Source organism: Acinetobacter sp. (assembly GCF_049284435.1).
Lineage (GTDB): Bacteria > Pseudomonadota > Gammaproteobacteria > Pseudomonadales > Moraxellaceae > Acinetobacter.
In genome coordinates, this window is sequence record NZ_JBAPXX010000071.1 from 34,218 (window position 1) to 47,655 (window position 13,438).

Genomic DNA, 13,438 nt, shown 5'->3' on the forward strand with positions numbered 1-13,438 from the left:
GGAACAGATCTGTGAAAAAATTATTGGCTGCACTTGCTCCGCTTACTTTGGTTTTATCGGCTTGTGCAACAACAGGTAGCCCTGAAACGCAAACCACGACTCAACAGTTGGGTGGGGCTGCGCTTAAAATCGCGATCAATGCAAAATGTACGACTGAGCTGAATAATATTCCGGCATGGCAAACAGCAACACGTCTCATGACTACGACCCAAAAGCAGAATATCCAGACTGAAATTTGTGGCTGTGTCAGCGAAAAAGCGCCACAAAGTGTAACAGCGGTAGATTTAGCGACTGCAGCAATTGACCCGGCAGCACGTGCGACGATTGTCGGCAATGTGGTTGCAAAAACCATTAACGCTTGTGTGGCTGAAGCTGTAAACTAAGCCAAAATTAAATTGAAATAGGCTGACTGGTTCAGCCTATTTTTATGGGAAAAAGACATGAAGATTGCTGGTGTAGATGAAGCAGGGCGTGGGCCATTAGTCGGTTCAGTCGTCGCTGCGGCGGTTATTTTGGATCTGAATAACCCGATTGAGGGTTTAAATGACTCTAAAAAACTCACTGAAAAGAAGCGTGAAAAACTTTTTATTGAGATTCAGGAAAAGGCGCTGGCATGGGCCATTGCTGAGGCTTCTGCGGCAGAGATTGACGAACATAATATTTTGCAAGCCTCTTTGCTGGCGATGCGCCGTGCTGTAGAAGCCTTGGCGATTCAACCTGAGCATGTGCTGGTCGATGGTAATAAAGTCCCTCAAGGCCTTCGTATGAGTTGTGATGCTGTGGTTGGCGGTGATGCATTGCATGCTGAAATTTCAGCAGCCAGTATTCTGGCGAAAGTAACCCGTGATCATCAGATGATTGAGATGGATCTGAAGCATCCGCAATTTGGTTTTGCCAAGCATAAGGGGTATCCGACCAAGGCACATTTTGAAGCGATTGCCTTGCATGGTGTGATTGATGAGCATCGTCGCAGTTTTGGGCCGGTGAAAAAAGTGATTGCAGCCTTGCTAGAACAGCAGCGAGCAGAACTTTAAGTTTTATTTAAATTATCTAAGTATTTAATATTTTTATATAAAATTCAGACAAATTTAAAGCGGCTTTAAAGCCGCTTTATGATTTATACACAAATTAACGGTTAAAATTATTTTGTGTTTGATTCTCATCTTCATACGAAGGCTGGAAATCTTGATCGATATGCTGGAGATGTTCATGCATTGCACGTTCATGCTGGATACGCTGGTAAATCTCTTCACGGTGCACAGAGACTTCTTTCGGAGCGTTGACCCCAATACGGACCTGATTACCTTTCACGCCAAGCACAGTCACGCTGACTTGGTCTCCAATCATTAAAGTTTCCCCGACACGTCGAGTCAAAATCAGCATGTTTCTCTCCTTGCAAAATGCAAAACCTGCAATCTATTGAATTTAAAACAAAAAACACAACCAAAAATTAAAAATAAAATCTGGATAGAAATTCTGTCATCTGGGTGAAAGATTTTAATCTATCTCAGTTTTTTAAAAATCCTCAGGCTTAATATAACAGAGCCACTATAAAAAAAACTATAGTGGCTCTGAATTTTTGTAGAGATTTATAAAATACTGTCAAACAATGACAATATTCTATCTTAACGATTAAGCACGTGCGCTAGATTCGCCTTGTTCACGGTCTAAACCGAATGCGGTATGCAATGAACGAACCGCAAGTTCAAGATAATTTTCTTCAATGATCACAGAAATCTTGATTTCAGACGTCGAGATCATCAGGATATTGATGCCTTCGTCTGCCAATGCTGTAAACATCTTGCTTGCTACACCGGCATGTGAACGCATCCCTACACCCACAATCGATACTTTTACGATATCTGAACGGGTCGCAACTTCACGTGCACCAATTTCTTGAGCAGTTGCTTCAAGAATGGTTTTGGCTTTATTTAATTCGCCACGGTTCACAGTAAAAGTGAAATCAGTTGTACCATCTTCTTCAACGTTCTGGATAATCATATCCACTTCAACATTGGCATCACCAATCGGGCACAAAATTTTAGAAGCAATACCCGGTTCGTCAGGCACACCTAAAATAGTTAATTTTGCTTCGTCACGGTTAAATGCGATACCGGAGATAATTGGCTGTTCCATGTTGTCTTCCAATTCAGTCGTAATAAGTGTACCAACGTTTTGCTTAAATTCTTCGTCGAATGCGCCATCGTTGTCATTGTCGAAGCTTGATAATACGCGTAAAGGCACCTGGTATTTGCCTGCAAATTCAACTGAACGAATTTGTAGGACTTTAGAACCGAGTGACGCCATCTCAAGCATTTCTTCAAATGAAATACGATCAACTTTTTTTGCTTTTGGTGCAACACGTGGATCGGTGGTATATACACCGTCAACGTCGGTATAAATCTGGCATTCATCTGCTTTGAGTGCGGCAGCAATTGCAACACCTGAAGTATCAGAACCGCCACGCCCTAAAGTGGTGGTATTACCATGTTCATCAAAACCCTGGAAACCGGCAACGACAAGTACGCGGCCTGCATCCAGATTTGAGTTCAGGACTTCAGTATCAATGGATTCGATACGTGCCTTATTGAATGAGCTGTCGGTTTTCATGCCAACCTGGCGACCTGTTAGTGATTTTGCTTCAACTCCAATTGAGTTCAGCGCCATTGCTAACATAGAAATCGTAACCTGTTCACCCGTAGATACCATTTGGTCTAGTTCACGTGGGTCAGGGGTTTCGGTAATGGCCTTCGCTAAAGCAAGTAGACGATTGGTTTCGCCACTCATTGCTGATACCACTACCACTACCTTGTGGCCGTGGTCATGCCAGCGCTTTACACGACGAGCAACATTTAAAATGCGCTCGGGAGTACCCATAGAGGTACCGCCATATTTTTGAACGATTAATGCCATAGTTGTTCCATATAAGCCATGACCCTGATGTACCTATCAGGGTCAGTTACACAAAATTGAAGTTTTATTTTGCTGCAAGCCAGGCAGTTAAATCTGCCATCATTGGAGCAAACTTCTCGTTAAGTGGCGCGCCACCTTGTGCCAAGTCAGGTTTACCACCACCTTTACCACCTAGCTCGGTCGCTAAATGTTTGATGATGTCACCTGCTTTAATAGAAGCAGTAAAGTCTTTTGCTACAGATGCGATCAAGCTCACCTTGTCACCCTCTACACCTGCAAGAACAATAACTGCATTTTCTAATTTTGATTTCACACCGTCGTGCAGGTTGCGAAGTGCTTTCGCATCCATGTTTTCAACAGTTGTAATCAAGGTTGCACGACCTGCAATGCTTTGAACTTGGCTTAGAAGTTCACCGGCTTGCAAGCTAGCAAGTTTTTGATTGAGTTGTTCGATCTGTTTCTGCAAGCTCGATGCAGTATCAACCAACGCTTCAACTTTTTCTAAAGTCTGGTCTTTTTGCGCTTTGAGCAAACCGTTAATCGTATTGATATCGCGATCGGCTTTTTGCGCAACTTCAACTGCTTTAGTGCCTGTTACTGCTTCAATACGACGTACACCGGCTGCCACACCGCCTTCAGATGTGATTTTGAACAGACCGATATCACCGGTACGTTTTACGTGAATACCACCACACAGCTCGATTGAAAAGTTTTTCTCTTCAATCACTGAACCCATAGACAGTACACGTACTTCGTCACCATATTTCTCGCCAAACAGCATCATCGCGCCTTTAGCTTTCGCAGACTCGATATCCAGAAGTTCAGTAGACACAGCAGTATTGGCAATCACTTCAGCATTGACCAAACGTTCAATTTCTTGCAGCTGTTCAAAGCTTACAGGTTGGTCGTTGGCAAAGTCAAAACGTAACACATCAGAGGCAACCAATGAACCTTTTTGCTGTACATGTGAACCTAAAATTTGACGTAACGCAGCATGTAGCAGGTGAGTCGCAGAGTGGTTGCGCGCAGTTGCAGCACGGATGTCTGCTTTTACAGTCGCTTCTACCTTTTGTGTAGCTTTCAGGCTACCCATGGTCACGATACCTTGGTGTACAAATGCACCACCAGATTTTTTGGTATCTTGAACTTCGAAAATACCGGTATCGTTTTTAAAGATACCTGTATCACCGATTTGACCACCGCTTTCTGCATAGAATGGTGTTTGGTTGAGTACGATAAGTGCTTCGTCGCCTTCAACTACTTCGTCAACTTGCTCGCCATCTTTGTAGATTGCGATGATTTGACCTTCACCGGCAGTTGCGTCATAACCGTCAAATTGAGTTTCGCCTTCAACTTTTACTACGCTGTTGTAGTTGATCGCGAATTTACCTGCATCACGTGCGCGTTGACGTTGTGCAGCCATTTCAGTTTCGAAACCGGCTTCATCAATGGTTAAATCACGTTCACGTGCGATATCCGCAGTTAAGTCAGTCGGGAAGCCGTAAGTGTCGTAAAGTTTGAATACCACTTCGCCCGGAATCACAGAACCTTTTAACTGTGCCAATTCGCCTTCAAGCAATTTCAAACCTTGCTCAAGTGTTTTGGCAAATTGTTCTTCTTCTTTCAGAAGTTGCGCTTCGATACGTGCTTGTTGAGCAGCAAGTTCAGGATAAGCTTCGCCCATCACTTCAATAAGCGGTTTCAACATTTTGTGGAAGAACGAAGCTGTTGCGCCTAGCTTGTTACCATGACGCACTGCACGACGGATAATACGACGTAGTACATAACCACGGCCTTCATTCGATGGATTTACGCCATCAGCGATCAAGAATGAACATGAACGTGCATGGTCAGCAACGACTTTCAATGAAGCAGGATACTGAACTGGTGTACCTTTCTCAGCAGCTTCAGCTTCAAGCACTGTAGTGTCCAAGCCAACAATTTCAGCCGCAGCTTTAAGTAAATGCTGGAATAAATCGATTTCGTAGTTTGAGTTGACGTGCTGTAAAACTGCAGAAATACGCTCCAAGCCCATACCTGTGTCTACAGAAGGCGCTGGAAGCGGGTGGAGTACGCCATCCGCAGTACGGTTGAACTGCATGAATACGTTGTTCCAGATTTCAATGAAACGGTCGCCATCTTCTTCAGGAGAACCCGGTAAGCCACCCCAGATGTGATCGCCATGGTCAAAGAAGATTTCAGAACATGGACCACATGGACCGGTATCGCCCATTGCCCAGAAGTTGTCAGATGCGTATTGACCACCTTTATTATCGCCAATACGGATGATGCGAGATACATCTAGGCCGATTTCTTTGTTCCAGATGTCAAAGGCTTCATCATCAGTATGGTAAACGGTTGCATAGAGTTTGTCTTTTGGTAGACCAAGCCATTCTTCGTTAGTCAAAAAGTCCCAGGCAAAGTTGATCGCATCACGTTTGAAGTAATCACCAAATGAGAAGTTACCCAACATTTCAAAGAAAGTGTGGTGACGTGCTGTATAACCCACATTGTCCAAGTCGTTGTGCTTACCACCTGCGCGCACGCATTTTTGTGATGACACTGCACGTACATAATCGCGTTTTTCTAGACCTAAGAAGCAATCTTTAAACTGGTTCATACCAGCATTGGTGAACAGCAAAGTTGGGTCATTGGCAGGTACTAGAGAACTCGACGCGACACGTGTATGCCCTTGCGATTCAAAGTAACGCAAAAATGCTTCACGAATTTCAGCTGATGTCATAAAACGAGTACTCACAACCAAGTCACTCCATAATTTCCGATTTGGCTAAAACACCACAGTCTGACAAGCATACAAGAGCTTTGCTGCAATGCGGGGCTTAAAAATTTAAAACGCCAAATTATAACGGAAAAAGCAGTAGGCACCAATCATTTTAAAACCAATTGCTAAGGATTTATTTACTTAGGTTTTTTGCTGAATAATTAAAATGAATTTTCCCAAAGCAGAATCCGTGGATATCCATCACTTTAAAAAATAAACGGAATTTTAAATGGCTCGAATACAGACGAATGTATCAGAAATAAAATAATCGAAAATCAGTATTTTCACTGAAGTTTTTAATGTACGGCGCAAGAAATCCTTTAACATAGAAGAGTTTTAAAATAGGCATATAAAAGGTCGAGTCATGCAACGAGTGGCAATTAATGGATTTGGGCGTATTGGACGGAATGTACTGCGCGCATGGTTTGAAAATCCGAAAGATTTTAATTTTGAAATCGTTGCCATTAACGATATTGCCGATGTTGAAACCCTGATTCATCTGTTTAAATATGATTCGACCCATGGCCGTTTTCCGGGGCAGGTAGATCTCAGTTATGATGCTGAACATATCTATATGCATATCAGCTATCAAGATGCTGCATTAAAAGTACAGGTTTTGTGTGAGTCGCAGCCGGCTAATTTGCCTTGGCAAAACTTGGCGGTAGATGTAGTGCTTGAATGTACTGGACTGTTCCGTTCTCGTGAAGCCGCGACCCAGCATATTGAAGCAGGGGCAAAACGTGTGATTATCGGCGCCGCACCTTTTGATACAGTAGATGCCGCGATTGTGTATGGTGTCAATCATCATGAAGTCAAAGCATCGGACCAGATCATTTCCAGTGTCTCTTGTACCACTCAGGCTTTGGTGCCACTGGTCAAAATTGTCGATGATGCATTTGGTATCAGTAGTGCCCTAATGACCGAAATCCATGCTGTCACGGCAGATCAGTCGGTACTGGATCATGCACATCGTGATTTGCGTCGTGCCCGTGCCTCAGGTCATAACATTATTCCAACGACTTCAAGTGCACTGGGGGCCTTAAAACGCGTCATGCCGAAAATGGAAGATCGTATCGATGGTTATTCAATTCGGGTGCCGACCATTAATGTAGCCGCAATTGATTTGACTTTTGTTTCCCAGTCACCGATTACCGATCACAAGCTGAATGAAGTTATGATCAAAGCTGCACGGCAGGATTTTGCAGAAATCATGGCCGTGACGGATGAGCCCTTGGTGTCTAGTGATTTTAATCATTCCCCGTATTCACTGATTGTTGATCTGACTCAGACCCTGGTGGTTGGGCACCAAGCCAAAGTCTTTGCCTGGTATGATAACGAGTGGGGCTATGCCAACCGTCTGCTGGATTTATGTGAATCATTTCATTAAGTTCGGGTTATCTAAACCTCAAAAGCACCAAGATACGGTGCTTTTTTCTTGCCTGTAAATATTCTGCAAGCCATGTTTTAAGAGAATTCGCCCGTAATTGATCGAAAATCAGGAATTGAGGCTGAATTATTTACGTTATCTGAAGCATTTTTCGTTAAGATAAAGACAATAAAATGAAATAAGAGCAAGCACATGATGGTGGTTTGGGGATTTATTATACTGCTAACTTTGGCGGTGATTTTTCTGATCTGGCTGCAGTTTAATCAGAGTGATGAGCCACGTAGCGTGGAAGGCGTGCCAGTCGAAGAAAAAATCGTGCATCTGGAAGAAAATTTAAAAAAGACTCTGGAAATCATGCAGGATCTAGCCAAAAAAATGCATGTGCAGCAGGAAGTTCTGGATCAGACCACAGCCAAACTTCAGCAGGTCGAATTGCAAAATGCCGAACTGGTGAGCTTGCTGACCAAGGTGGTTGATCCACAGAAATAAACAAAACCCCTTTAGAGATTATTTAAAGGGGTTTTGTTCCAGCGTTAGACAATTAAAACTCTTAAAACTGCGGCGGAAACCATACTGATGGCGACTGTTGGTAATAATCCAAAACGCGTAGCGGCAAATAGCGTTAAAGCCAAGGCGATCAGGTCTGCAGGATTGTCACGTACAAAATAGGGTGCAATCACTGAAATCAGCACGCAGCCGGGGACTACTTCCAGAATTTTACGCTGGCGCTGTGTCAGCGTTTTGTTTTTTAATAAGATATAGCCCAAGATCCGGGTTAAATAAGTGGTCGCAGCAATCAGGATAATGGCCACCAAGGTGCTCATCTGGATCATGTTTGATCCTCTTGAATCAGGAAAAATGCCGAAGCGATTCCAGACAAGGCGCCAATCGGTACATACCAGCCCGCAGGTAAATATAAATAAGCTAAAGCCGCACAGACTAAACTGACCAGCCATGGCCGGGCAGCCTCAAAACCTTTCCACATACTTCTCAGTAACACCAGAAATACAGCAGGAAAGGCCATATCAAAACCAAAACGGTTGATGTCGCCTAATACAGGTCCAAGCATGGCGCCGAGTGTGGTAAATCCGACCCACATCAAGTACAGGCAAAAACACAGGCCAGCATAATAAGGCATGCTAAACGCAGCACGACAACCCAGTTGCGCCTGTTTCCTTTGTGCATCAGCTAGACCGAGCGCCCAGCTCTCATCGACCATAAAAAACAGGGCCGGAAAAACTTTACGATTCGGAAGATGCTTTAAATACGGAACCAAACTGGCGCCCATCAACAGATGCCGGCTATTCACCAGAAAGGTAATGAACATCAGCATGAGTAAATTTGGCGGACTGCTCCAGACTTCCAGAATGGCAAATTCAGAACCGCCGGCAAAGTTCAAACCTGTCAGTAATGGCACTTCGAGCAAGCTGAAATTTTTCTGTACTGCCGTTGCACCTAGCACCAGCGCAAAGGGAATAATTCCCAAAAGCATGGGGGTAGAATCTTTCATGCCACGTTGAAATTCGCTGAAATCGGTAGGGACAACCACCGCTGCGGTGCTTTGTCTGAACAAAAGCATGGAAATGACCTGGGTACTGCAAAACTAGACCATATTTTATGGCGATATTCTGGCTATTTGCTGTTGTAATACAGGTGATTCAGCTTTGATTTGAAATTAAATTGCGCTAAATTAAATTTAAGAGGTTTTAAATACCAAAGCATAGACATGGATCAAATAGATAAACGCATTTTGCATGAGTTGCAAAAGAATGGAAAACTGCAAAATAATGAACTGGCTCAACTGATTGGCTTGTCGCCATCACCCTGTTTAAGACGGGTGAAACAGCTGGAAGATGAGGGGTGATTGAGCAGTATGTTGCGCTGCTGAATCCGCAAAAGGTCAATTTAGCCATGAGTGTGTTTGCAGGCGTCTGGCTCAAGTCTCGAGAAGCTGCTGTGGTCGACCAATTTGTCGAAGCGATCAAGGAAATGCCAGAAGTCGTCGAGTGCCAGCTAATGGCGGGCGATTGTGATTTCTTTTTAAGAATTGTGGTGGCTGATCTGGATGCTTATCGTAAATTTCAGATTAATCATTTAACCCAAATTCCCTGCATTCAAAGTGTAAAAACTGAAATTCCATTGCAAACGGTCAAAAGTACCACTGCACTGCCTTTGGTTTAATGCCGGATTTTGTCATGATATTTATTTTGAATGTGCATTAAAACGCTGATAGTTGACACAATTGTTGTTGATTTCATCAGGTAGCGAAAATTATAAAATTTGCGATGCACAGCCAAAACTATCGTGCTAGACTAGGAGAAATCGGGTGTGCTCCCGATTTTTTTATGCGGATTCGTTCCGCGCTGACAAGAATTTAGGTTTACAACATGCCCATTTCAGAGACATGGTTATTACCTGATGGTGTAGCTGATGTATTACCAGAACAAGCGCAAGTTATTGAAAGTCTGCGCCGTAAATCACTGGATTTCCTTGCATCTCGAGGTTATCAGCTGGTGTACACGCCATTTATTGAATACATCGAATCTCTATCTTCTCTCTCAGAATCGAATCAAGATTTAGACTTAGCCACTTTTAAAGTAATCGATCAGCTTTCTGGTCGTTTGCTTGGTGTGCGTGCCGATATGACACCACAAGTGGCTCGTATTGATGCGCATGTACATCCAGTGGAAGGTGTGGCACGTTACTGCTATGCAGGAACCGTTCTGCATACCAAGCCTCGTGGTTTTAATACCTCGCGCGCACCATTACAGTTAGGTGCGGAGCTCTTTGGTTCAGATAGCATTGATGCCGATGTGGAAATGGTCGACTTGATGATCAGTCTGATTCAGGAGACAGGTCTGGCAGATGGTATCCATCTGGACTTAGGTCATGTGGGTTTATTCCGCAGTCTGGTGGCTCAGGCAGGCTTAAACAAAGTCACTGAACAACAATTATCTGATTTATATCAACGTAAGGCGCTGCCAGAATTAGAAGAATTCACGGCAGACCTGAAATTTGGTCAGGATTTCTATGCACTTGGACGCTATGCCAGCGACCTGGATGCATTGCAAGCGCATTTAAGTGCTGAAGTGTTGGCGAATCCAGCATTCACGCAGGCTTTTAATGTCTTGCAAACGACCAAAAATGAAGTTCAAACCCGTTGGCCAAACTTGAGTATTGGTATTGATGTGGTTGAATTACGTTCATACCATTATCATACTGGCCTGATGTATGCGGTCTATGCACCTAACCGTGCAGCTGCACTGGCACAAGGTGGCCGTTATGATGGCATTGGTGAGCATTTTGGCCGCGCGCGTCCGGCAACCGGTTTCTCTTGTGACTTATATGCTTTAAGCGCAGGTCAGTTTGATGCGGTACAGGTCGTGGTTGCACCTAAAGGCACTGATACAGAACTTCTGAATGCGATTCAGAACATTCGTGCACAAGGCTTAAGTGTAATTCAGTTACTGGGTAATGATGATTTAAACTCTATTCCATATGCGACGCACCAGCTGGTGAATGCGAATGGTGAGTGGACAGTCAAAACGATTTAACTGCTTGGCTCAGTGTTCATGTCGCTGAGCGGGGCTTTCAACTTTAACAGCATGATGTAATGAGGCTATTATGGGCAAGAATGTTGTGGTACTTGGTACCCAATGGGGCGACGAAGGTAAAGGTAAAATCGTCGACCTGCTCACAGATCAAGCGGCAGCGGTAGTTCGTTATCAAGGCGGACATAACGCAGGTCACACTCTTGTGGTTGGTGGTAAGAAAACTGTCTTACACCTCATTCCATCAGGTATTTTACGTGAAAACGTATTGTGCTTAATTGGTAACGGTGTTGTTCTTTCTCCTGAAGCGCTCATCAAAGAGATGGACATTCTTGAAAAAGAAGGCGTTCCTGTTAAAGAGCGTTTACGCATTTCTCCAAACTGTCCACTGATTCTTCCGAACCACATCGCACTCGACCAGGCGCGTGAGAAAAAACGTGGTAATGCGAAGATTGGTACGACAGGTCGTGGTATCGGTCCTGCATACGAAGACAAAGTAGCGCGTCGCGCAGTACGTGTTGCTGACCTGGTACGTGGTGGTGAACATCTTACTGCTCAGTTAACTGAACTTCTGGACTACCATAACTTCCAGCTGACTGAATACTACGGTGTTGAAGCAGTTAAACTGGAAGACGTGTTAGCACTTTGCGACGAATGGCGTAAAGTTGTTGCGCCGCTGGTTGTGGACGTGACCACTGAATTGCATAACTACCGTAAAAACGGTGACAACATCATGTTCGAAGGCGCGCAAGGTTCACTTCTTGACGTTGACCACGGTACATATCCGTATGTAACTTCTTCGAATACCACTGCTGGTGGTGTAAGCTCTGGTTCAGGTCTGGGTCCTTTGCACCTTGACTATGTACTGGGTATTACTAAAGCGTACACAACGCGTGTAGGTGCAGGTCCATTCCCAACTGAGTTGGTGTATGACGCTGCAAATGACACGGGTGATGCGATTGGTAAACACCTCGGTACGATTGGTAATGAATTTGGTGCATCTACTGGCCGTCAACGTCGTTGTGGCTGGTTCGATGCTGAAATTCTACGCCGTTCAGTTGACGTAAACTCACTTTCTGGTATTTGCCTAACTAAACTTGACGTTCTTGATGGTTTGGAAGAAGTGAAAATCTGTGTGGGTTATGAAGCTGCAGATTCTGGTTGTGTCGGTTCTTCTGATGCGCTTGCATTCGAAACTTTAAAACCGATTTACGAAACTATGCCAGGCTGGTCTGAGTCAACTTTCGGTGCGAAATCACTGGATCAATTGCCAGAAGCTGCATTGAACTATGTAAAACGTCTTGAGCAATTGATTGAATGTCCAATCGACATCATTTCAACAGGTCCAGACCGTGAAGAAACGATTGTTCTTCGCCACCCGTTTGATGCTTAATCTTCTTTGATTAAAGCTTGAATGATAAAAACCCATCTCCGGATGGGTTTTTTATATGCTGAATTTATACAGGTATTTCAAGACTAAAGTTGCATCGGTAATACCACGTGATGTGCTTTAACATAGCGGTATATAAAGAAAGAAAAATGAGCAGCAGGATGCAAAAAAATATATCGGCGACCATGTTTTATTCATTGTTATTCGCGATGGGCGGGGCGCCAACAATTGCCATGATGATTATTCGTGCGCAAACCCAAAATCCCGAGGTGATTTATGCGGCGCTGATTGGTTTGAGTGTCATTATCGCCTGTATATTAGTGCCTATTATTTTATTGCAAAATGCTTTTTTATTTTTCAAACGTCAAGATGAAGCGCTTGAGCAGAAAATCAAACCACTGAGTCAGTTTTATCTGGGTCTCAATATTATTTGTCTGATTTATTGGTTGGCGATACAGTATTTGGCTTAAAAATTACATAATTTATAAGAAGATGAATGAATTAAGCGTTTAGCTGCTGCGCGCTTTCAATTATAATTTTTACAATGTAAATTGCCCTTAAGCCAAGGCGGAGTAAATTATAATGAAGAATAAACTTTTATTGAGTATGGCGGCTGCTACAGTCGTAACATTATCAGGTTGTACCACCATTGCCGATATGGCAGGGGCAGATACTGCGACCTTAAATGCATCTGCTAGCCAAAGCTATAATGCCATGGTCAATGATGCGAAAAACAAAGGTCAACTGGATACCAGTTCAGCGACCTATAAGCGGATTAATAATGTATTTAACCGTTTGAAACCGGTTGCCAACCAGATGAATCAAACCGGTACAGCATTCCAGTGGCAATTGGCTGTGCTCAAATCTGACCAGGTCAACGCCTTTGTTGCGCCAGGTGGTAAGGTTGTATTCTATACCGGTATCGTGAATAAACTGAATCTGACCGATGCTGAAATTGCAGCGATTATGGGTCATGAAATGGTGCATGCTTTAGAAGAGCATTCTAAGCAGAAAATCGGTGCTCAAGCCCTGACTGATCTGGCCTTGGGTATTGGCTTGAATGCAGCAGGTGTGGGTCAAGGTGGCGCTGCAGCAGCACAATTGGGTAGTCAGATCGGAATTGGCTTGCCATACTCGCGTAATCTGGAAAGCCGTGCTGACCAAGGCGGTTTAATGCTGATGGCGCGCGCAGGTTATAACCCGAATGCAGCCATTACCCTGTGGGAAAAAATGAACAAACTCGGTGGCGGCAGTGGTGCAACCTTCCTGTCTACGCATCCATCGAATAGCCAGCGTATTGGGCAAATGCGTCAACAGTTGCCAGCAGCGATGCAGATTTATAACCAAAAAAAATAATCCACTGATCATCCTGTAAAAGGAGATCTTGATCGGATTGGAAAGGCAGGGCAATGGCT

Annotated in this window: 12 protein-coding genes and 2 pseudogenes; 9 read left to right on the forward strand and 5 right to left on the reverse strand. The window is 43.9% G+C overall.

Annotated features, from left to right (window positions below; all coding sequences use genetic code 11):
* The first annotated feature begins 11 nt into the window (after positions 1-11).
* Positions 12-383 (forward strand): hypothetical protein, encoded by a 372-nt coding sequence (locus WAK81_RS06220; RefSeq protein WP_004278974.1) that lies wholly within the window; start codon positions 12-14, stop codon positions 381-383.
* A gap of 54 nt (positions 384-437) precedes the next feature.
* A pseudogene (gene rnhB / locus WAK81_RS06225) lies at positions 438-1,034 on the forward strand (ribonuclease HII); the annotation flags it as partial.
* A 94-nt stretch (positions 1,035-1,128) separates the two neighbouring features.
* Here rnhB and csrA read toward each other — a convergent pair.
* The 3 genes from csrA to alaS form a co-directional block, all read right to left on the reverse strand.
* Positions 1,129-1,383 carry a carbon storage regulator CsrA gene (gene csrA, locus WAK81_RS06230; RefSeq protein WP_005097444.1) on the reverse strand — a complete coding sequence of 85 codons (255 nt, stop codon included), beginning with the start codon at positions 1,381-1,383 and terminating at the stop codon, positions 1,129-1,131.
* Positions 1,384-1,632: 249 nt separating this feature from the next.
* Positions 1,633-2,913 (reverse strand): aspartate kinase, encoded by a 1,281-nt coding sequence (locus WAK81_RS06235; protein ID WP_422196132.1) that lies wholly within the window; start codon positions 2,911-2,913, stop codon positions 1,633-1,635.
* A gap of 64 nt (positions 2,914-2,977) precedes the next feature.
* Positions 2,978-5,671, reverse strand: coding sequence for an alanine--tRNA ligase (alaS, locus tag WAK81_RS06240; RefSeq protein WP_422196133.1), 2,694 nt, complete (start codon positions 5,669-5,671; stop codon positions 2,978-2,980).
* 388 nt (positions 5,672-6,059) lie between these two features.
* Between alaS and WAK81_RS06245 the strand changes: the two genes are divergently transcribed.
* Positions 6,060-7,082, forward strand: a complete 1,023-nt coding sequence (locus WAK81_RS06245; RefSeq protein ID WP_422196134.1) for a type I glyceraldehyde-3-phosphate dehydrogenase — start codon at positions 6,060-6,062, stop codon at positions 7,080-7,082.
* A gap of 192 nt (positions 7,083-7,274) precedes the next feature.
* Positions 7,275-7,571: a hypothetical protein gene (locus tag WAK81_RS06250; RefSeq protein WP_004278968.1), complete on the forward strand. Its 297-nt coding sequence runs from the start codon at positions 7,275-7,277 to the stop codon at positions 7,569-7,571.
* Between the two features lie 44 nt (positions 7,572-7,615).
* Here WAK81_RS06250 and WAK81_RS06255 read toward each other — a convergent pair whose 3' ends face one another.
* Both WAK81_RS06255 and WAK81_RS06260 read right to left on the reverse strand, forming a co-directional pair.
* On the reverse strand, positions 7,616-7,915 hold the full coding sequence (locus WAK81_RS06255; protein WP_422196135.1) for an AzlD family protein: 300 nt from the start codon (positions 7,913-7,915) through the stop codon (positions 7,616-7,618).
* Positions 7,912-8,661 carry an AzlC family ABC transporter permease gene (locus WAK81_RS06260; RefSeq protein ID WP_422196136.1) on the reverse strand — a complete coding sequence of 250 codons (750 nt, stop codon included), beginning with the start codon at positions 8,659-8,661 and terminating at the stop codon, positions 7,912-7,914. Before WAK81_RS06260 ends, WAK81_RS06255 begins: the two co-directional genes overlap by 4 nt.
* A 147-nt stretch (positions 8,662-8,808) precedes the next feature.
* On the opposite strand from WAK81_RS06260, the pseudogene WAK81_RS06265 reads away from it, so the two are divergent.
* From WAK81_RS06265 to WAK81_RS06285, 5 genes and pseudogenes are all read left to right on the forward strand, one after another.
* Positions 8,809-9,263, forward strand: a pseudogene (locus WAK81_RS06265) (Lrp/AsnC family transcriptional regulator).
* A gap of 206 nt (positions 9,264-9,469) precedes the next feature.
* Complete coding sequence (locus tag WAK81_RS06270; RefSeq protein ID WP_422196137.1) at positions 9,470-10,636, forward strand: ATP phosphoribosyltransferase regulatory subunit; 1,167 nt, start codon at positions 9,470-9,472, stop codon at positions 10,634-10,636.
* Between the two features lie 70 nt (positions 10,637-10,706).
* Positions 10,707-12,026 (forward strand): adenylosuccinate synthase, encoded by a 1,320-nt coding sequence (locus WAK81_RS06275; protein WP_004278963.1) that lies wholly within the window; start codon positions 10,707-10,709, stop codon positions 12,024-12,026.
* Positions 12,027-12,184: 158 nt separating this feature from the next.
* Complete coding sequence (locus WAK81_RS06280) at positions 12,185-12,493, forward strand: hypothetical protein (RefSeq protein WP_422196138.1); 309 nt, start codon at positions 12,185-12,187, stop codon at positions 12,491-12,493.
* 112 nt (positions 12,494-12,605) lie between these two features.
* Positions 12,606-13,379 (forward strand): M48 family metallopeptidase, encoded by a 774-nt coding sequence (locus WAK81_RS06285; RefSeq protein ID WP_004645549.1) that lies wholly within the window; start codon positions 12,606-12,608, stop codon positions 13,377-13,379.
* Positions 13,380-13,438: the final 59 nt, after the last annotated feature.

Bases quoted from the DNA above. Each gene is read 5' to 3' on its own strand.
- csrA (WP_005097444.1), bottom strand. From the start codon at position 1,383: ATGCTGATTTTGACTCGACGTGTCGGGGAAACTTTAATGATTGGAGAC.
- WAK81_RS06235 (WP_422196132.1), bottom strand. From the start codon at position 2,913: ATGGCATTAATCGTTCAAAAATATGGCGGTACCTCTATGGGTACTCCC.
- WAK81_RS06245 (WP_422196134.1), top strand. From the start codon at position 6,060: ATGCAACGAGTGGCAATTAATGGATTTGGGCGTATTGGACGGAATGTA.
- WAK81_RS06250 (WP_004278968.1), top strand. From the start codon at position 7,275: ATGATGGTGGTTTGGGGATTTATTATACTGCTAACTTTGGCGGTGATT.
- WAK81_RS06255 (WP_422196135.1), bottom strand. From the start codon at position 7,915: ATGATCCAGATGAGCACCTTGGTGGCCATTATCCTGATTGCTGCGACC.
- WAK81_RS06260 (WP_422196136.1), bottom strand. From the start codon at position 8,661: ATGCTTTTGTTCAGACAAAGCACCGCAGCGGTGGTTGTCCCTACCGAT.
- WAK81_RS06270 (WP_422196137.1), top strand. From the start codon at position 9,470: ATGCCCATTTCAGAGACATGGTTATTACCTGATGGTGTAGCTGATGTA.
- WAK81_RS06275 (WP_004278963.1), top strand. From the start codon at position 10,707: ATGGGCAAGAATGTTGTGGTACTTGGTACCCAATGGGGCGACGAAGGT.
- WAK81_RS06280 (WP_422196138.1), top strand. From the start codon at position 12,185: ATGCAAAAAAATATATCGGCGACCATGTTTTATTCATTGTTATTCGCG.
- WAK81_RS06285 (WP_004645549.1), top strand. From the start codon at position 12,606: ATGAAGAATAAACTTTTATTGAGTATGGCGGCTGCTACAGTCGTAACA.